General features: G+C 71.6%; 14 protein-coding genes. 8 read left to right on the top strand and 6 right to left on the bottom strand.

Going from position 1 to position 19,857, the window contains the following annotated elements:
- Positions 1-59: 59 nt before the first annotated feature.
- The 6 genes from J8G10_RS07485 to J8G10_RS07460 all read right to left on the bottom strand — a co-directional run bounded on the left by J8G10_RS07485 (position 60) and on the right by J8G10_RS07460 (position 7,436).
- Entirely contained in the window at positions 60-1,217 is a 1,158-nt protein-coding gene (locus J8G10_RS07485) for an ROK family transcriptional regulator (RefSeq protein ID WP_251442578.1), read from the bottom strand.
- A 285-nt stretch (positions 1,218-1,502) separates the two neighbouring features.
- Positions 1,503-3,038: an alpha-N-arabinofuranosidase gene (locus J8G10_RS07480; RefSeq protein ID WP_251442575.1), complete on the bottom strand. Its 1,536-nt coding sequence runs from the start codon at positions 3,036-3,038 to the stop codon at positions 1,503-1,505.
- Between the two features lie 20 nt (positions 3,039-3,058).
- A complete protein-coding gene (locus J8G10_RS07475; RefSeq protein WP_251442572.1) occupies positions 3,059-3,955 on the bottom strand; it encodes a carbohydrate ABC transporter permease in 897 nt (298 codons plus the stop codon).
- The gene (locus J8G10_RS07470) at positions 3,952-4,905 is read right to left on the bottom strand and encodes a carbohydrate ABC transporter permease (protein ID WP_251442569.1); all 954 of its coding nucleotides are present in this window, start codon (positions 4,903-4,905) and stop codon (positions 3,952-3,954) included. Before J8G10_RS07470 ends, J8G10_RS07475 begins: the two co-directional genes overlap by 4 nt.
- Positions 4,902-6,236: an extracellular solute-binding protein gene (locus J8G10_RS07465; protein ID WP_251442566.1), complete on the bottom strand. Its 1,335-nt coding sequence runs from the start codon at positions 6,234-6,236 to the stop codon at positions 4,902-4,904. The genes J8G10_RS07470 and J8G10_RS07465 overlap by 4 nt, the downstream gene beginning before the upstream one ends.
- Positions 6,237-6,389: 153 nt before the next feature.
- Positions 6,390-7,436 (bottom strand): LacI family DNA-binding transcriptional regulator, encoded by a 1,047-nt coding sequence (locus J8G10_RS07460; protein ID WP_251442563.1) that lies wholly within the window; start codon positions 7,434-7,436, stop codon positions 6,390-6,392.
- A 79-nt stretch (positions 7,437-7,515) separates the two neighbouring features.
- Between J8G10_RS07460 and J8G10_RS07455 the strand changes: the two genes are divergently transcribed.
- The 8 genes from J8G10_RS07455 (at position 7,516) to J8G10_RS07420 (ending at position 19,836) form a co-directional block, all read left to right on the top strand.
- The gene (locus tag J8G10_RS07455; RefSeq protein ID WP_251442560.1) at positions 7,516-8,769 is read left to right on the top strand and encodes an FAD-binding protein; all 1,254 of its coding nucleotides are present in this window, start codon (positions 7,516-7,518) and stop codon (positions 8,767-8,769) included.
- A 356-nt stretch (positions 8,770-9,125) separates the two neighbouring features.
- Positions 9,126-10,220 (top strand): LacI family DNA-binding transcriptional regulator, encoded by a 1,095-nt coding sequence (locus tag J8G10_RS07450; protein ID WP_251442557.1) that lies wholly within the window; start codon positions 9,126-9,128, stop codon positions 10,218-10,220.
- 199 nt (positions 10,221-10,419) lie between these two features.
- Positions 10,420-11,370: a hypothetical protein gene (locus J8G10_RS07445; RefSeq protein ID WP_251442556.1), complete on the top strand. Its 951-nt coding sequence runs from the start codon at positions 10,420-10,422 to the stop codon at positions 11,368-11,370.
- Positions 11,371-11,878: 508 nt separating this feature from the next.
- Positions 11,879-12,601 carry an L-ribulose-5-phosphate 4-epimerase gene (locus J8G10_RS07440; RefSeq protein ID WP_251442553.1) on the top strand — a complete coding sequence of 241 codons (723 nt, stop codon included), beginning with the start codon at positions 11,879-11,881 and terminating at the stop codon, positions 12,599-12,601.
- Between the two features lie 109 nt (positions 12,602-12,710).
- Positions 12,711-14,297, top strand: a complete 1,587-nt coding sequence (locus J8G10_RS07435) for a xylulokinase (protein ID WP_251442550.1) — start codon at positions 12,711-12,713, stop codon at positions 14,295-14,297.
- A gap of 82 nt (positions 14,298-14,379) precedes the next feature.
- Complete coding sequence (gene araA, locus J8G10_RS07430) at positions 14,380-15,903, top strand: L-arabinose isomerase (protein WP_251442547.1); 1,524 nt, start codon at positions 14,380-14,382, stop codon at positions 15,901-15,903.
- A 312-nt stretch (positions 15,904-16,215) separates the two neighbouring features.
- Positions 16,216-18,000: a hypothetical protein gene (locus tag J8G10_RS07425; protein ID WP_251442544.1), complete on the top strand. Its 1,785-nt coding sequence runs from the start codon at positions 16,216-16,218 to the stop codon at positions 17,998-18,000.
- 321 nt (positions 18,001-18,321) lie between these two features.
- Positions 18,322-19,836 carry a CoA-acylating methylmalonate-semialdehyde dehydrogenase gene (locus J8G10_RS07420; RefSeq protein WP_251442539.1) on the top strand — a complete coding sequence of 505 codons (1,515 nt, stop codon included), beginning with the start codon at positions 18,322-18,324 and terminating at the stop codon, positions 19,834-19,836.
- Positions 19,837-19,857 lie beyond the last annotated feature (21 nt).

The following is a 19,857-nucleotide window of genomic DNA, read 5'->3' as shown; positions in this document are numbered from 1 at the left end:
GTGAACCTCTCTGTTCAGGGGGATCTGGCGGCACGGCCGGGGGTCGGCCGTGCTGCGAATCACTCGGGGAGCAGGCGTCCGCGCAGGCGTGACACGAGCACGTGCCGGGCGCCGAGGAGCACGGCATCGGCCGGGGCTCCCGTGGTGCGCACCGCGGGGTCCCAGCCCGACGAGGCGCGCAGCGCGGCGGACACGGCGTCCGCCAGCGCGGCCCCGCCGGCGACCCCGGTGGGGCCGCCGAGGATCACCAGCGACGGATCCAGCACGGCGATGACCGGCGTGAGGGCCAGCGCGATGCGCGCGGCGAGGTCGGGCACGATCCGATCCGGCGCGCTCGCGAGAGCGGCGAGAGCCCCGGCGTAGTCGAGCGGGCTGCCGACGGCGGAGGTCGCCGAGCGTGCGACGGCGGATCCGCCGACCAGCTCCTGCAGGTCCTCCGCGTCCGGGTCGATCGCCATCGCCGTGCGGGGCGCGGGCAGGTAGCCGATCTCGCCCGCACCACCGGTGGCGCCGTGCAGGATCGTGCCGTCCAGGTCGATCGAGAGGCCGAGGCCCTCGCCGAGCCAGAGCAGCGCGAATCCCGGGGCGTCGGCGCCCGCGCCCTCGGCGCGTTCGGCGATCGCGGCGAGATTCACGTCGTTCTCCAGCGTGACGGCGATGCCGAGGCCCGCCTCCAGCTCGCCGCGCGCGTTCTGCATGGGCCAGCCGTCGAGGGTGTCGGTGAAGTTCAGACGATCCGCGGCGGGGTCGTTGGCGGCCTGCACGCCGATCACGATCTCGACGACGGCGCCGGCGTCGACGTCGGCCGCGCGGCAGGCGGCGTCGATCGCCCGGCGCACGTCGCCCTCGGCCGAGCGCGGGTGCGCCGCGTCGATCGGGATCGTCGCGACGGGGCGCTCCGTGCCGCGGGCGTCGACGACGGTCGCGCGCAGCACGGTCTCGTCGACGTCGATCGCGACGCCCAGGCTCCGGTCCAGCCGCACGTCGTAGGTGACCGCGTTCGGGCCGCGGCCGGCGGAGAGCTCGCCGGCGGGGTGGATGAACCCGGCCTCCTCCAGGCGCGTCACGATCTGCGCCGCGGTCGGCTTGGAGAGCCCGGTCAGCTCGCCGATGCGGTTGCGCGTGAGCGGGCCCTCGTCGAGGAGCAGCGAGAGGGCGGCCTGGTCGTTGCGGAGGGCGAGCCAGCCGGGGGTGCCGGGGGCGGGGGAGGACGTCATCGAAGCTCCTGAAATCTATTAGCTAAGTTTCTTTATAGATTCCAGAAGCGCACACGTCAAGCCCTCGGACGGATCAGGGGGCGGCGGGGGATGTGGGAGACCTCCGCCGCCGCCCTGGGCGCGGCCTGCCTGCTCGGATCAGGATCCTCTACTCGGGTCCGGATCCCGTTCAGGTCGCAGAATCGGCTGTTCCCGGGGCCTGGGAACAGCCGATTCTGCGACCTGAATCGCCAGAGTGCGACCTGAACGAATCGACTGCGCCCCGGCGGCGGGACGGGCCGCCGATCAGCTCCGCGCGACGTCGAACTCCACGGCCGACCAGGACAGCGCGGGGAGGGTGAGGCGCACCGCGCCGTCGTCGAGCGCGACCCCGTCGAGCGGCCGCAGCCCGACCGCGTCCGGCGCGCCGACGAGGTTCGCGGTGAGCCGGTCCCCGTCCTCCGGGACGGTGAGCACCTCGGCCGAACGGACCGCGGTCGCGCGCAGGCCGTACAGGTCGAGGTCGACGGTCGCCTCCCCGTCGAGCGAGCGGTTCGCGACGAAGAGCGCGAGCCGGCCCGATTCCTCGTCCCACGTGGCCACGGCGTCCACGTCGTCCACGTCCCCGTGACGGGTGGTGGGCGTCTTCGTCGATGAGACGGCGAGGCGCAGGATCCGGCCCTGCGCCATCCGCGCCATCCGGGCGAACGGCCAGAAGATGGTCTGCCGCCACGCGGGTCCGCCCTCCTCCGAGCGGATCGGCGCGATCACGTTCACGAGCTGCGCCTGGTTGGCGATCTTCACCCGGTCGCCGTGCCGCAGCAGGCTGTGCAGGAACGTGCCGACCACGACCGCGTCGGTGACGTTGTAGGCGTCCTCGATGAGCCGGGGGTGCTCGCGCCAGGCCTTCTCCACCTGGTGCGGCTGGTCCTCGCTGTCCAGGCCGGACTGGTACCAGACGTTCCACTCGTCGAACGAGATGTCCACCTGCCTGGTGTGCTTGCCGGCGGCCTTGACCGCGTCGATCGTGGCGACCACGCCGTCGATGAACGCATCCATGTCGACGGCGTCGCCGAGGAACGACGCGACGTCGCCGTCGTGCTCCTGGTAGTACGCGTGCATCGAGACGTAGTCCACCTCGTCGTACGCATGCGTGAGCACGGTGTGCTCCCAGGTGCCGAACGTCGGCATCTGCCGGCTCGAGGATCCGACCGCGACGAGCTCGATCGTCGGATCCACGAGCTTCATCGCCTTGGCGGTCTCCTGGGCGAGACGGCCGTACTCGTGCGCGGTCTTGTGGCCGATCTGCCAGGGGCCGTCCAGCTCGTTGCCCAGGCACCACAGCTTGATGTCGAACGGATCCTCGGCGCCGTTGCGCCGGCGCAGGTCCGACCAGTACGTGCCCCCCGGGTGATTGGCGTACTCCACGAGTGCGCGGGCCTCCTCGACGCCCCGGGTGCCGAGGTTGATGGCCTCCATGACCTCGACCTCGGCCTCGCGGGACCAGTCCATGAACTCGTGCAGGCCGAACGCGTTCGTCTCGATCGTGTGCCAGGCGCCGTCGATGCGCACGGGACGATCGGCGACGGGCCCGACGCCGTCCTCCCAGCGGTAGCCGGAGACGAAGTTGCCGCCGGGGTAGCGGACGACGGTCGGTCCGAGTTCGCGCACGAGCTCGAGCACGTCGGTGCGGAAGCCGCGGGCGTCCGCCGCCGGGTGGCCGGGCTCGTAGATGCCGGTGTAGACGCAGCGGCCCATGTGCTCGACGAACTGGCCGAACAGGCGGCGCGGGACGTCGGCGATCGAGAAGTCGCGGTCGATGGTGATGCGGGCGTGGGACATGGGGATCCGATCCGTTCGGGTCATTGACCGCCGAAGCCGCTGGTGGCGACTCCCTTGACGATCTGCTTCTGGAAGATGAGGAACACGATGATGAGGGGCAGGGCGGCGAGGACGGCCTGGGCCATGACCTGCGCGTACTGGACGCCGTAGGCGCTGATGACGGTCTGCAGGCCGACGGGCAGGGTCATCAGGCCGGTGTCGTTGATGACGAGGAACGGCCAGAGGAAGTTGTTCCACGCTCCGATGAACACGAAGATCGCGACGGAGGCGAGGATCGGCCGGGACAGGGGCAGCACGATCGACCAGAACACCCGGAACCTGCTCGCACCGTCGACGCGCGCCGCGTCCTCGAGCTCGACGGGGATCGCGTCGAAGAACCGCTTCAGGATGAAGACCATCGCCGGCGCCACCACCTGCGGCAGGATGAGGCCCCAGTGCGTGTCGACCAGGCCCATCGCGAGCATCTCGTAGAACAGCGGGATGATCAGCACCTGCGGGGGGACGACGATCGCGGCGATGATCACCACGAACAGCCACTTCCGGCCACGGAAGTCGAGGCGGGAGAACGCGTAGGCGGCGAGGGCCGAGATCGTGACGGTGATCACCGTCACGGCCGTCGCGGTCCAGAGGCTGTTCCACGCCCAGAGGTAGACGTTGCCCTGCGAGAGGATCGCGCTGAACGCCTGCACCGTCGGCCCGCTCGCGCCGATCCAGCCGGCGTCCCCGGAGGCGGCGTCGGTCTCGGTCTTGAACGCGGTGGCGACCGCCCAGAGGAACGGCAGCAGCCAGCCGATCGCGAGGATCAGCAGCACCGCGAAGGCGAGCACGGTGAGGACGGTGAGGCGACGGCCGATCGGCCGGCGGGTGCGGGCGCGCGCGGCGCCGGGGACGACGAGGGTGCGGGTCGCGGTGGTCATCGGGCGTCCTTCCGCCGACGGGTGATCAGCGCCTGGACGACGCCGAGGATGATGATGATCGCGAAGAACACGTAGGAGAGCGCGGCGGAGTAGCCGAACCGGTACCCGACGAAGCCGGTCTCGTAGATGTACTGCACGATCGAGCGGGTGGTGTCGCTGGAGAGGCCGCCGAGCATCTGGTACGCCTGGTCGAACAGCTTGAGCGACGCGAGGATCTGCAGCAGGCCGATGAGGGTGGTCGCCGGTCCCAGCTGCGGGAGCGTGATCGCGGTGAACTGCCGCCATCCGCCCGCGCCGTCCAGCGACGCCGCCTCGTACTGCTGCTGCGGGATGTTCTGGAGGGCTGCGAGGTAGAGCAGGAAGTTGAACCCGACGGTCCACCAGACCGTCGCGATCACGATCGCGATCATGTTGGTCTTCGGATCCTGCAGCCAGGCGATCGGCTCGAGGCCGAAGGCCTTCAGGACGTTGTTCGCCGCCCCGATCTGCGGGTTGAAGATCCAGACCCAGATCTGCGAGATCACGGTGGAGGCGAGCAGATACGGCATGAAGAACGAGAGCCGCCAGAGCCACTGGCCGGGAAGCCCGCGATCGACGAGCACGGCCATGAGCAGGGCGACGACCACGAGCGGGACGGTGGACAGCAGCGTGAACCACACGGTGTTGCCGAGCGATCCCCACATCACCGGATCCGCGAGGGCCTCGACGTAGTTCGCGAGTCCGACGAAGCCGCCGCCGGACCCGGTGAGGGATTGGTCGGTGAAGCTCAGGTAGAGGCCGTGCAGGATCGGCCAGGCGAGGAAGAGCGCGAACGCGAGGAGGAACGGGGCGAGGAACGCCCAGCCGATCAGCTGCTCTCCGTGACGGGATCCGCCGGCGTGGCGCCGGGTCGCGCGGGTGGCCGCACGACCGGTGACGATGGTCGTGGTGGTGGGGGTCGTCGAGGTCATCTCCGGGCTCCCTCCGGATCGGCGGGATTGGGTTGGGCGAGGAAGCGCTTGACGGCGGCCTCGAAGCGGGCGACGGCCTCGGCGGGACTGCCTCCGCCCAGAAGCGCGGGCTGGGCGGCGGCGCCGAACTGGCCCTGGAAGTTGGATCCGGACCCCGTGAACCACGCGGGCGGGTCGTAGCGCACGTGCTTCGCCGCGTCGGCGTAGTGGGCCTGCGGAAGCAGCTTCGCGTACTTCGCCGACTCCGTGACCGGGAGGAAGGCGGGGATGTGCCCGGCCTCCGCCCAGCCGAAGGAGCCCTTCAGCATGTCGGCCACGAAGCGGTACACGAGGTCGCGGCTTGCCGCATCCGGGTGCGACTGGTGCGGCAGGACGAAGGAGTGCGAGTCGGCGTAGGCCGTGCGCGTGCCGAACACCGGCGGGATCATCGCGACGTCGAAGGGGATCTTGGCCGCCTGCATCGTGCGCAGCTCCCACACCCCGCTGAGGAACATGCCGCTCTTCCCGGTCGCGAACTCCGCCACCGCGGTGCCGTAGTCGGCCTGCTTGGCCGCCCGCTTGCCGTCGAGCAGCTTCTGCATGAAGGCGAGAGACGCCACGGCCGCGTCCTTGTCGATCACCGCGGGACCGCCCTGCGGCATCTCCATCTCGATGCCGTGCTGTGTGTACAGCGTGTAGAACAGGCGCCACATCTGGGAGCCGTCGCCGAGATAGCCGTAGGACAGGCCGTGTCCGCCGGTGACCCCGGCGATCGCGTCGACCATCGCGAGGAAGTCCTCGGGGTTCGCCGCCTCCTTCAGGCGTCCGTCCCCGTCGAGCACGCCCGCCTTCTCGCAGACCTCCGTGTTGTACATGAGCACGAAGGGGTGCGCGTCGAGCGCGATGCTGAGGCGCCGCCCGTCGACGTCGCCCTTCTTCCAGATCGGATCCGGGAACGCGGACGCGTCCACGCCGAGATCCGCGAGGCGGCCGGTGTCCCAGTCGTCCAGGAGACCGCCCGGAGCCCAGCCGAGCACTCGGGTGGCGTGCATGATCGCGACGTCGGGGGCGCGGCCGCCGGCCGAGGCCATGGCGAGCTTCGTGTAGTACGGCGTGCCCCAGGCGAGCACGGTCGGACGGATCCGGTAGGCCGACTGCGCCGTGTTCACGCCGTCCAGCAGGCCGGACATCGTCACGCCGTCGCCGCCGGAGAGCAGGTGCCAGAACTGCAGGGTGCGGGTGCCGGACGCGGCGGCCGAGGTCGAAGCGCATCCGGCGAGCAGCGCGGCGCCGGCGGTGAGGCCCGCGGCGCCGAGGAACTGCCGCCGATTCAGATCGAGAGGTGGTGTCATCGTCACTCCTTCGTGGACGATCAGGGAACTCCGACATCATTACATCGATGAAATGGAGTGCGCAAGAGGTTTCTGAGACCGGTCACGGAACGGGGTGGATGGCCCGGCGGGCGCGGGCGGGCCGGGAGAGGGATCGCGCCGTCCGGTGACGGGTCAGTGCTCGGGCGTCCAGCCGCGCGGGGCGGCGGCGGTGCTGTCGCGGACGATGAGCCGGTGCGGCACGGTGATCGTGCGCGGGGTCCCGGTCGGATCCGCGATCCGCTCGGCGAGCAGGTCGACGGCGGAGGAGGCGAAGGCGGCGCGGTCGATCCGCACGGTCGACAGCGCCGGCTCGGTGAAGCGGGAGAGCTCGACGTCGTCGAACCCCGTCACCAGGACGTCGTCGGGTACGCGGATCCCGCGGCTGTGCAACACGTGCAGAGCGCCGGCGGCGAGGGAGTCGGTGAAGCCGAGCACGGCGTCGAACGGCGTGCCGCGGGAGAGCAGCTCGACGGTCGCCTCCGCGCCCCCGGAGATGGTCCAGTCGGCGTGGTTGACGGTGAGGCGGGGGTCCGCGGGAAGGCCCGCCTCGGCCAGTGCCTGGCGCACGCCCTGCAGCCGGAGTCGGCTGGTCGCCGTCGCGATCGCGTGCTGGTCGTCGCCGCCGACGACCGCGATCCGCCGGGCGCCGCGTTCGATCACGTGCCGCGTCATCGCGGCGGCGCCCGCCACGCTGTCGATCCCGACGTGGTCGGCGAGCTGCTGCTCGACCTCGCCGATCAGGACGACGGGCAGCTGCCGGTCCTGGTCGGTGAGCGCGCTGTCCTCGAGGCGGATGGGGTTCAGGATCAGGCCGTCGACGAGGTGCGCGCGGGCGCGGGAGAGCAGTTCGCGCTCGCGGCGCGGCTCGGATCCGGTCTGCTCGACCTGGACGGCGAAGCCCTTCAGTCGGGCGGCCTGGACGATGTGGTCGAGCAGCTCGGCGGAGAACGAGGTCGCGAGATAGGGGAGCGCGAGGGCGATCACTCCGGAGCGGCCGTTGCGCAGACTGCGCGCGCTCAGGTTGGGCACGAAGTCGAGCTTGCGCATCGCGTCCTCGACGCGGGCGCGCGTGTCCTCGCGCACGAAGACGGTGCCGGTGACCACGTTCGACACGGTCTTCGCGGAGACGCCGGCCAGCGACGCGACGTCGCGCATCGTCGCCCGCGTGCTCCCTGCCATGCGCTCAGCCTAAGCCCGCCCATCGGATCCGGGATCCGCACCGGCTTCTATCGATGTAACGACGCTCTATGATGTGGCGATGAGCATCGGGACGAACTGGGCCGGCAACCTCGCCTACCGCGCGGCGGCGATCGGGCGACCGCGCACCCGCGAGGAGCTGCACGACGTCCTCTCCTCGTCCGGGCCGCTGCGCCCGCTCGGCTCCCGCCACAGCTTCACCGCGATCGCCGACACCACGGGCACGCTCATCGACCTCTCCGCGATGCCCCGCGGGATCGAGCAGGTCGCGCCCGATGCGGTGCGCGTTCCGGCAGGCGTGCGCTACGGCGACCTCGGCGCGGAGCTGCAGCGGCGGGGCCTGGCCCTCGCGAACCTCGCCTCGCTGCCGCACATCTCCGTCGCCGGCGCCGTGTCCACGGGGACGCACGGGTCGGGCGACGCGATCGGCTCCCTCGCCAGCGCGGTGCGGGCGCTCACCCTCGCGGGTCCGGACGGCGAGCGCACCCTGCGCCGCGGGGACGCGGACTTCGACGGGGCGGTCGTGTCGCTCGGCGCGCTCGGGGTGATCGTCGAGCTCGAGCTCGACGTGGAGCCGGCGTACGACGTGGCGCAGACGGTGCACGAGGGGCCCGCGTGGGATGCGGTGCTCGCCGAGTTCGACCGGGTCACCGCGCTCGGCACCAGCGTCAGCATTTTCAGCCGCTGGACCGGTCGCGATCGCGCCGACCAGCTCTGGATCAAGAACCGGGTCGGCGGCGTCGCCGCGGACGAGGCCCTGCTGGCCCGCCTCGGAACCACGCCGGCCGTCGAGCAGCGGCACCCCATCCTGGGGGTCTCGGCCGAGGCCTGCACCCCGCAGCTCGGCGAACCAGGGCCCTGGCACGAGCGGCTGCCGCATTTCCAGCTGGGCTTCACCCCTTCGGCAGGGGAGGAGCTGCAGAGCGAGTACCTCGTGCCGCGACGCGACGCGGTGCGCGCGATCGAGGCGGTGCGCGCGCTCGCCGACCGGATCGCGCCGCTGCTGCTCGTGAACGAGATCCGCACGGTCGCCGCCGACGACCTCTGGCTGAGCTCCTCGTACGGCGAGGGCGCCGTCGGGATCCACTTCACCTGGCGCCGGGACCAGCCCGCGGTCGAGGCGCTGCTGCCTGTGATCGAGGCCGCGCTGCCCGACACCGCGCGCCCGCACTGGGGCAAGCTGTCCGTGCTCGATCCGGCCGAGATCCGCCGCCGCACTCCGCGCTGGGGGGACTTCGCCGCGCTCGCGGACCAGATGGATCCGGTCGGCCGGTTCCGGAACGCGTACCTGGAGCGGCTCGGGCTGGGGCGCTGACCGACTCCCGGTGCGGTCCCGTGCCCGGCCCCGTGCGGCCCCGTGCCCGCGCCTGGCCCCGCCTGGCCTCGTCTGGTCCTGCCTGGTCCCGTCGTGATCGTTCAGGTCGCACTATCTGCTGTTCCGCAGGCCCTGTTGGAGCCGAAATCGCGACCTGAGCTCATGGATCGCGACCTGAACGCCCGGATTGCGACCTGGATGGGCCGTGCGGGTGGCAGGAGTTACGGCGCCGGTCTTGGACCGGCGGACGGAAAGGACGGTGGAGGGCTCCGGGCGCCGCGCACCGGCGCCGCGCACCGGCGCCGCGCACCGGCGCCGTCGCCGGCGGACGACGCCGTCCCCGTACACTCGCAGGCGTGAGTGAGTCGAAGCCGCAGCGCGCCGTCGGGGTGCGGGACGTCGCCGCGCTCGCAGGCGTCTCCCGGCAGACCGTGTCCCGCGTGCTGAACGATCATCCCGACGTCGCGCCCGACACCCGTGCCCGTGTGGTGTCGGCGATGGAGGAGCTCGGCTACCGGATGAACAACGCGGCGCGGGCCCTCGGCACCCATCGCACGCGCACGATCGGCGTCCTCGCCTCGGACGCGCTGCAGTACGGGCCCTCCCGCAGCATGGCGGCGATCGAGGCATCGGCGCGCGAGGCCGGATACTGGATCACCGCGGCGTTCGCGGACTCCGGCGACGAGGCTTCCGTCGGCCAGGCGATCGAGCACCTGCGCGCGCAGGCCGTGGACGGGCTGATCGTGTTCGCGCCGCATGCGCGCACGCTCGATGTGCTCGACGCCCTGCGCATCGGGATCCCGACCGTGATCCTGCACGCCGCCGAGCGCGCGGACTTCTCGGTCGATCAGAGGGCGGGTGCGCGCCTCGCCGTGGCGACGCTCGCCGATGCCGGCCATCAGCGGATCGCACATCTCGCCGGGCCCGCGGACTGGCTCGAGGCCGAAGGGCGAGCGACCGGCTTCGCCCAGGAGCTCGCCGCGCGCGGCCTGCCCGCCGGCCCGGTCTTCTCGGGCGACTGGAGTCCGCGCTCGGGTCACGGGGCCGCGGCGGAGGTGATCGCCTCCGGCGCGACCGCGGTGTTCGCCGCGAACGACCAGATGGCGCTCGGGCTGATCGGCGGTCTGCGCGCGGCCGGGGTGGATGTCCCGGAGCAGATCAGCATCGTGGGCTTCGACGACGTGCCGGAGGCGGCGTACGCCTGGCCGCCCCTCACGACCGTGCGGCAGGATTTCGAGGAGCTCGCCCGGCGGGCCGTCGCGCGCGTCATCGCGCTGGGCGGATCCGGCGCGACCGCGTCGGATCCGGTCGCGGTTGCGTCGTCGGGATCGTCGGGATCGTCGGGATCGTCGGGATCGTCGGATCCGGTCGCGGTTGCGTCGGTTGCGTCGTCGGATCCGATCGCACCCGTGCTCGTCGTGCGCGACTCGGTGGTCCCGCCCGCGGGCTGACCCTGCGATTCGCAGCAGGCACAGCCCGTTCAGGTCGCAGTTTCCGCTCTCTCCGGCGTGCTCATGCAGCCGAAAGTGCGACCTGAGCGACCGAAATGCGACCTGAGGCGCCCGACGCGCGAGCGCCACCCGTCCTCTTGCGCGAGGCCGCCTGTGGATAACCTCCGACGCCGGGCGTCGATGCTGGCACGGTGGGGGAGTGCCCCGCCCCCGACGTCTCCCCGATGCGCTCGGCTCCTCGTTCGCCGTCCGCGACGCTCAGGCCCTCGGCGTGAGCGCGGGGCGCCTGCGCGGATCCGACCTGCTTCGCCCCTACTCGGGTCTGCGTACCCGCCGCTCCGGCTCCACGCCGGAACGGGACGAGGATCCTTTCGCCGCGCAGCGACGGATCCGCGTCGAGCATGCGCTCGCCTACGCGCCGAGGCTGCGCCCCGGTCAGTACTTCAGCCATGAGACGGCCGCGGCGCTCTGGGGCGGACCGCTGCCGATCGCCCGTGAGGACGCCACCGTCGGCGTGCACGTGAGCACCCTCGGTGACGGTCCGCTCGTGCGGGCCGCGGGCGTCGTGCGCCATCGTGGGGACCCGCGGCTCGTCCGCGTGCGGACCGATCTCGGCCTCCCTGTCGCATCGCCCGCCTCGACGTGGACGCAGATGGGGCACCTGCCGTTCTTCGCGCTGGTGGCTCTCGGCGACCACTTCTGCCGGGCATGGCGACCAGGCGTGGGTCGCCCGCACGTCGGGAAGCCGCAGCTGGCGACCGTCGCCGAACTCCGTGCCAACATCGGTGCGGGGCGTCGGCTCGGCGGACCGATGCTGCGCGAGGCGATCGAATGGATCCGGGAGGACTCCTGGTCGCCGCGGGAGTCCGAGCTGCGCTGCCTGATCCGCGCGGCGGGCTTGCCCGAGCCCCAGCTCAACGTCGATCTGTTCGACGGTGCGGGCTTCCTGGGCTGCGTCGACCTGGTCTACCCTGCGCGGAAGGTGGCGATAGAGTACCTGGGCCGGGTGCACGCGAACAGCTGGGGAGCCGACGTGGAGCGGCTGGCACGACTTCGCGCGGCGGGGTGGACCGTGATCGAGGTCACGGCGGAGCTCCTCGCGGATCCGGCTGAGCTGCTCGGCCGCATCCGGCGCGCGCTCGGCCTCTGACTGCGCGCTCTGCGACGGATCCACGGCGCGGATCCACGGCCCGGATCGCGCGCCGAGCGCGCGTGCGATGGCCTCCTGCCGCGAGCGCGTACCGAGCGCGCGTGCGAGGGCGTCCTGCCGCTTCGGGTCGCACTTCCCTCGTTCGGGTCGCAGTTTCTGCGGCTTGTGGGATCCAGATGGAGCCGAAAGTGCGACCTGAACGGGGGTCGGAGAAGGGGAGGGGGTCTGAACGGGACGGAACGGGGAGGGGTCTGAACGGGGGAGGAGTCCGGAACGGGGTCCTGAACCGGGGGTCCGGAACCGGGCGGCCGGAACGGGGAGAGCGCCGAACGGGGGTCCGGAACCGGGGGAGCTTCCGGGACGGGTAAGGGGGAGTGCGTCCTCCCGAGCGTGCCGGGTGACGCCGCGTCGACGTCGCGTCGGCGCCCCCTTGACGGGACGGAGAGTGTGATGACACACTCTCCGTGACCGGTCACAGTTCTGACCGGAGCGTCACGAGAGGATCCGGATGACCCCCTTCGCTTCCGAGATCGCGCAGGCGATCGACGGCATCCGCGCGGACGTGGCGCGGCTGCATGCCGAGCTCGTGCGCTACGGCCTCGTGGTCTGGACCGGGGGGAACGTGTCGGGCCGGATCCGGCTCTCCGAGGACGGCAGCGGGGATCTGTTCGTGATAAAGCCCTCCGGCATCGGCTACGACGACCTCGCACCCGAGAACTTGATCCTCTGCGACCTCGACGGCGCGGTCATCCCCGGGAGCGTCGGCAGCGACCGCGCCCCGTCCAGCGACACCGCCGCGCACGCCTACGTCTACCGGAACATGCCCGAGGTCGGCGGCGTCGTGCACACGCACTCCGACTACGCCGTGGCCTGGGCGGCGCGCGGCGAGGAGATCCCCTGCGTGATCACGGCGATGGCCGACGAGTTCGGCGGTCCGATCCCGGTCGGCCCGTTCGCGGTGATCGGCGACGACTCGATCGGCCGGGGGATCGTCCAGACCCTGCGCGGGCATCGCAGCCGTGCCGTGCTCATGCAGAACCACGGCCCGTTCACGATCGGCGCGGACGCCGCGGACGCCGTCAAGGCCGCCGTCATGGTGGAGGACGCGGCCCGCACGGTGCACCTCGCCCGCGAGGCGGGGCCGCTCATCCCGATCCCGCAGGAGGCGATCGACCGCCTCTACGACCGGTACCAGCACGTGTACGGCCAGAGCACGGACGCCCGCCGATGAGTGCTCACGTCGCCGGTTCCCGGTCCGCTCCCGTCGCAGAAAGTGCCGGAACCAGGGCGGGGAAACGGCAGAGATCGCGACGGGAGCACGAGGGCGAGAGGGATCCACGATGAACTCGGCACGCGACGACATCCTCGCGGGGCGGACGAGCCTGGGCATCGAGCTCGGCTCCACGCGCATCAAGGCGTGCCTGATCGGATCCGATCCGTCCGCCGTGCTCGCGACCGGATCCTCCTCCTGGGAGAACCGGCTCGAGGGCGGGCTGTGGACCTACGGCCTGGATGAGGTCTGGGCCGGGATCCGGGAGGCCTATGCCGTCCTGGTCGCCGACGCACAGGAGCGCCACGGCGTGCGGCCGGCGACGTTCGGCGCGATCGGGATCTCCGCCATGATGCACGGCTACCTCGTCTTCGACGAGGACGGCGCCCTGCTCGTGCCGTTCCGCACCTGGCGCAACACGAACACGGGGGTCGCGGCGGCGGAGCTCACCGATCTGCTCGGCGTGAACATCCCGCTGCGCTGGTCGATCGCGCACCTGCACCAGGCCGTGGTCGACGCCGAGGCGCACGTGCCGCGGATCGCGAGCCTGACCACCCTCGGCGGCTACGTGCACGAACGGCTCACGGGCCGGCGGGTCATCGGCGTCGGAGACGCCTCGGGGATGTTCCCGATCGACTCGGCGACCGGCGACTACGACGCGGCCCTGCTCGCCGCGTACGAGGCGCTCGCCGCGGGCCGGCTTCCCGCGCCGCTGAGCGTCCTGCTCCCCGAGGTGCTCCTCGCGGGGGCCGAGGCGGGGACGCTCACCGCCGAGGGTGCGCTGCTGCTGGATCCGTCCGGATCCCTCGCGGCGGGCATTCCGCTCTGCCCGCCCGAGGGAGATGCCGGCACCGGCATGGTGGCGACCAACGCCGTCGCCCCGCGCTCGGGCAACGTCTCCGCCGGCACGAGCATCTTCGCGATGGTGGTGCTCGAGCGGCCGCTCTGCGGTCTGCATCGCGAGCTCGACCTCGTGACGACCCCGGCGGGTGACGCCGTCGCCATGGTGCACTGCAACAACGGCGCGAGCGAGCTCGCGGCCTGGGCGGGGCTGTTCACCCGCTTCGCGGCCGCCGCAGGGAGCCCGATCGGCGACGACACCGCCTTCGAGGCGCTGTTCCATGAGGCGCTCGCCGGCGACGCCGACGCCGGCGGACTGCTCGCCTACAACCACCTCGCGGGAGAGCCCGTCGCCGGTCTCGCCGAGGGGCGCCCGCTCATCGTGCGTACCCCGGACAGCGCCTTCACCCTGGCGAACTTCATGCGCGCGCAGCTCTACGGGGTGTTCGGCGCACTCGCCCTCGGCATGCAGGTTCTGGCCGCGGAGGGCGTGCAGCTCGACCGGATGTATGCCCACGGCGGCATGTTCCGCACCGCGGGCATCGCGCAGCGCTTCCTCGCTGGTGCCCTGGACGCGCCTGTCGCCGTGGGGGAGGCGGCGTCCGAGGGCGGGGCGTGGGGGATCGCGGTGCTCGCGTCCTACCTCGCGCACGCCGGCGAGGAGAGCCTCGGCGACTACCTCGACCGACAGGTGTTCGCCTCGGCGGCCGTCGCCGTCGTGGATCCGGATCCTGTCGATGTCGCCGGATTCTCGGCCTACCTCGACCGCTACCGGGCGGGCCTCGCCATCGAGGCCGCCGCCGTCGCCGCACTCTGAACGCTCCGCATCACCGGGACCGGTGATCCGCAACACGCCGATCACGGGTCCGCCCGACCGCCCCTCCGAACGGAAGAACCCGATGACCCGCACTTCGCTCACCACCTCGCTCGACGACTACGAGGTCTGGTTCCTCACCGGCAGTCAGCACCTCTACGGTCCCGAGACGCTCGCGCAGGTCGCCGACCAGTCGCAGCGGATCGCGCGGATCCTCGACGAGTCGGCAGGGGTGCCGGTGCGGATCGTCGGAAAGCCGGTGCTCACCGACGCTGCCGCCATCCGGCGCACGGTGCTCGAGGCCAACGCCGACGACCGCGTCATCGGCCTGATCGCGTGGATGCACACCTTCAGCCCGGCCAAGATGTGGATCGCGGGGCTCGACGCCCTGCAGAAGCCGCTCGCGCATCTGCACACGCAGGCGAACGTCGAGCTGCCCTGGGCCGACATCGACTTCGACTTCATGAACCTGAACCAGGCCGCGCACGGCGACCGTGAGTTCGGCTACATCCAGACGCGGCTCGGCGTCCCGCGCAAGACCGTCGTCGGCCACGCGTCCGATCCGCGGGTGCAGTGGGAGCTGGGGACCTGGCAGCGGGCCGCCGCGGGCCTGGCGGCATCCCGGTCGATGAAGCTCGCCCGCTTCGGCGACAACATGCGCTTCGTCGCGGTCACCGAGGGCGACAAGACGGAGGCAGAGCTGCGCTTCGGGGTGCAGGTGAACACCTGGGGCGTGAACGAGCTCGCCGACGCCGTGGCCGCGGTCTCGGAGGCGGACGTCGACGCACTGGTCGACGAGTACGAGGGGCTGTACGACGTCGTCCCCGAGCTGCGCAAGGGAGGCGAGCGGCACCTGTCCCTGCGCGACGGCGCGGCGATCGAGCTGGGACTGCGCTCGTTCCTGGAGGAGGGCGGCTTCGGCGCCTTCACCACCTCGTTCGAGGATCTCGGCGCACTGAAGCAGCTGCCGGGCCTCGCCGTGCAGCGCCTCATGGCCGAGGGGTACGGCTTCGGCGCCGAGGGCGATTGGAAGACCGCCCTGCTCGTGCGCATCGCCAACGTCATGGGTGCGGGGCTGCCCGGAGGCGCGAGCCTCATGGAGGACTACACCTACGACCTGACCCCCGGCGACGAGCTCATCCTCGGTGCGCACATGCTCGAGGTGTCGCCGTCGCTGACCACGCGCACGCCGACACTGGAGATCCACCCGCTCGGCATCGGCGGCAAGGACGACCCGGTGCGCCTGGTCTTCACCGCGGATCCCGGATCCGCCGTCGTCGTCGCCCTCAGCGACCTGCGGGACCGGTTCCGCCTCACCGCGAACGTCGTGGAGAACGTCGCGCCCCGGGCCGCCCTGCCGAAGCTGCCGGTCGGCCGCGCGGTGTGGAAGCCGCAGCCCGACTTCGCGACCTCCGCGGCCGCGTGGCTGACGGCCGGCGCCGCGCACCACACGGTGATGTCGACCGCGGTCGGCGTCGACGTGTTCCGCGACTTCGCCGAGATGGCCGAGGTCGAGCTGCTGGTGATCGACGACAGCACGACCCTGGCGGAGTTCCAGAAGCAGGTGCGCTGGAACCAGGCGTACTACCGGCTCGCGCAGGGGCTGTAGATCTGCCGCCTGCCCCGCCGCACGCATCTCCGCCGTTCCGGTTGTCGCGCGTCTCCTTCGTTCGGGGCAATTCCTTCGTTCGGGTCGCAGATCCTTCGTTCCGGTCGCAATTCCTTCGTTCGGGTCGCAATCCTTTCGTTCGGGTCGCAATTCCTTCGTTCCGGTCGCAAAAGATGTCGCCCAGAGCGGGCGTCAACGACATCTTCTGCGACCGGAACGGATCCGGATCCGTGGCGCAGACGTCGGGCCTCGGCGGTGGCGCGGGCAGTTCTGCCCATCGAACTGGATCGGACCGCTCGCTAGTCTGAAACCATGGCAACGGACGGGGAATCGCCGCAGGGCGGGCACGAACTCGATTTCGGATCCGGGGAGCAGGGTCGGACGACCCCGCCGCCCGCGACTCCGCCGGCATCGACGGCGGGGAGCCAGGCTCCGGGCGACGTCCCCCCGCCCGCTTCGGGCGACGCGCCTGCTTCGGACGCTGCGCCCGCTTCGGACGCCGCGCTCGCTTCGGGCGACGCCGCGCTCGCTTCGGGCGACGCCCCGACCGCTTCGGGCGATGCCCCGGGGGTGCCTTCGCCCACCGCCCCGCCCGCACACCCGGAGCCCGCGGCACAGCCTGCACAACCGGAGCCGGCGGCCGAGCCTGCGACGCTCTCCACGCCCTCGGGCGGGGAGGCCGCGTCCGAGCAGACGACCGAGGCGTACCCCACCGAGGCGTTCCCGCCTCCGGGGGCGTACCCCGCACCGGCCGTCCCGGGCGCGCAGGTACCGGGGCAGCCGACGCCGGGGCAGCCGTATCCGCAGATCGTTCCGGGCAGCGCCGGTCCAGCCGACGGCGCTCAGCCCTACCCGGGGCAGTCGGGCCAGGGCCAGCCGTACCCGGGGCAGCCGGGCCAGCCCTACGGGGCGCAGCCGGGCCAGCCGTACCCGGGTCAGCCGGGGCAGCCGGCGCAGCCGGGCCAGCCGTACCCGGGTCAGCCGGGTCAGCCCTACGGGGCGCAGCCAGGTCCGTCCTACCCAGGGCAGCCGGGCCAGCCGTATCCGGGGCAGCCCTACGGGGCGCAGCCCGGCCAGCCCTACCCGGGGCAGCCCTACGCCGCCCAGGCCGGAGGGCAGCCGCCGAAGAAGACCTCGAAGGGCCTGATCTGGGGACTGATCGGCGGCGGGGTCGCCGTGCTGATCGTCCTGATCCTGATCGTGGCGCTGCTCGTGGTCCCCGCGATCACACGCTCCTCAGTCACGGCCGCCGACTCGGTCAAGGCGTATCTGACGGCCGTCTCGAAGGGCGATGCGAAGACGGCGCTCGGCTATCTCGAGGGCGTCCCCGACAAGAAGCTGCTCACCGACGAGGTGCTGAAGGCCTCCGACAAGCTCGGCGGCGTCAGCCACATCTCGGTGGCGAAGGGCAGCGAGAGCAAGTACTCGGGCTCGGTCCGGGCGACCTTCGAGGTCGGCGACCGCTCGGTGTCGACCACGTACGAGGTGTACAAGGTCAAGGACACCTGGAAGATCGCGAACGGCGTCACGCCCATCTCGCTCGACGCCCTGCGGGGCCTCGACGCGACCTTCAACGGGGTCTCCGCCGACGGCATCACGGACGCGTACGTCTTCCCGGGCTCCTATGAGATCGAGCTGAACTCGAAGTACTTCTCGATCGACGGCGACTCGACGTTCACGATCGCGTCCTCGGACGACGCCTCGGAGCTCTACGACGTGTCGACGAAGCTCAACGACGCCGGAGTCTCCGAGTTCCGTTCCCTCGTGCGCAGCGCCGTCGAGTCCTGCGTGGCGCTGAAGACGCTATCCACGCCGTGCGGCATGGACATCACCGGGATCGACCTGTCCGGGGCGACCGCGGTGGAGGGCACGGTCACCCGCACGCTCACGGCGGACGGCAGCGCGGCGCTCGACACGCTCGAGCCGGAGAGCAACGGATCCTCGCCGACGGTCGTGTCGGCGTACGACTCGATCCCGGTCGACATGAGCCTGCAGGGCAGCGACGGCCAGACCTACACGGTCACGTTCGGCGGGTATCTGGACACTCCGACCGTGGACTTCGGCAAGGCGGACCCGCAGGTCACCTGGGAGCGCTGAGCGACCGACCCCGCGAACGAGAGGACCCCCGCCGACCCGATTCGGCGGGGGTCCTGCGGTTTCGCCCCTCGAGAGACCTCGGGGGCCGACCGCCGGGGGCCCGAGCGAGAAAGCCGGGCGGATCCCCTCGCGCGGGGAAGACGAGCACCCGATCCGGTCAGCGTCTGCGGCCCGCGCAGCTCCGTTTCTACGTGCCGAAGGTGGCCGGCAGGTGAACGCGCCGACAGATGTCGATGAATTACATGGGATCCATCGTAAGTAGTTGGGAGGCCATGTATTCTGGATCCTGCATCGACGACGATGCGGAACCAGGAGCACACGATGGTCCGCGACATCAGCCACTTCATCGGAGGATCCGAGATCCCCGGCAGCCCGGAGTCGAACGGGGGACGCTGGGGGGAGGTCTTCGATCCGTCGACCGGCGCGGTCCAGGCCCGCGTACCGCTCGCGAGCGCGCATGAGGTGCGCGCGGCGATCGCCGACGCGGAGGCCGCGCAGCCGGGATGGGCGGCGACCAACGCCCAGAAGCGCGCGCGGGTGCTCATGCGCTTCCTCGAGCTGCTGCGCGACGAGACCGACGAGCTGGCGGCGCTCCTGTCGAGCGAGCACGGCAAGACGCTCGACGACGCGAAGGGCGACATCCAGCGCGGCGTCGAGGTGATCGAGTTCTGCATCGGCGCCCCGCACCTGCTCAAGGGGGAGTACTCCACGGCCGTCGGCGCCGGCATCGACGTGTATTCGCTGCGCCAGCCCCTCGGCGTGGTCGCCGGCATCACCCCGTTCAACTTCCCCGCGATGATCCCGCTCTGGCAGATGGGCCCGGCGATCGCCGCGGGCAACGCGTTCATCCTCAAGCCCAGCGAGCGCGACCCCTCGGTCCCCGTGCGGATCGCCGAGCTGTTCCTGAAGGCGGGTCTGCCCGCCGGGATCCTCAACGTCGTCCACGGCGACAAGGAGGCCGTCGACGTGCTGCTCACCGACGAGCGCGTGCGCGCGATCGGCTTCGTCGGATCCACCCCGATCGCCGAGTACATCTACTCGACGGCCAACGCGCACGGCAAGCGCGCGCAGTGCTTCGGCGGGGCGAAGAACCATCTCGTCGTCATGCCGGACGCCGACCTCGACCAGGCGGCGGATGCGCTCATCGGCGCCGGATACGGCTCGGCGGGGGAGCGCTGCATGGCGATCTCCGTCGCAGTGCCGGTGGGGGAGGCGACCGCCGACGCCCTCACCGCGAAGCTCGTGGAGCGGATCGCGACCCTGAAGGTGGGGCCGTCGCTCGAGCCGGGGATGGACTACGGCCCGCTCGTCAACGCCGCCGCCGTCGACCGCGTGACCGGCTACATCCAGCAGGGGATCGACGCCGGCGCCGAGCTCGTCGTGGACGGGCGCGGGTTCGTCGTCCCCGGCCACGAGGAGGGCTTCTACCTCGGCCCCACCCTGTTCGACCGGGTGACCACCGACATGTCGATCTACCGCGAGGAGATCTTCGGACCCGTGCTCGTCGTCGCGCGTGCGGCGGACTACGAAGAGGCGCTGCGGATGGCCTCCGAGCACGAGTTCGGCAACGGCGTGGGGATCTTCACCCGCGACGGCGACGCGGCGCGCGACTTCGTCGCCCGCGTGAACGTCGGCATGGTCGGCGTGAACGTGCCGATCCCGGTGCCGATCGCGTACTTCACCTTCGGGGGGTGGAAGCGCAGCGGGTTCGGCGACCTGAACCAGCACGGCGCCGACGCCTTCCGCTTCTACACGAAGACCAAGACGGTCACCTCGCGGTGGCCTGCCGCAGGCGTCCGCGAAGGCGCCAGCTTCGTCATCCCCACGATGCACTGACCCGGCCGCACCCCGCCGAAA

It is taken from the genome of Microbacterium sp. USTB-Y (assembly GCF_023703415.1).
Classification (GTDB): Bacteria; Actinomycetota; Actinomycetes; order Actinomycetales; family Microbacteriaceae; genus Microbacterium.
Note: the sequence above shows the minus strand (reverse complement) of the source record. Positions and strands in the feature narration are given on the sequence as shown.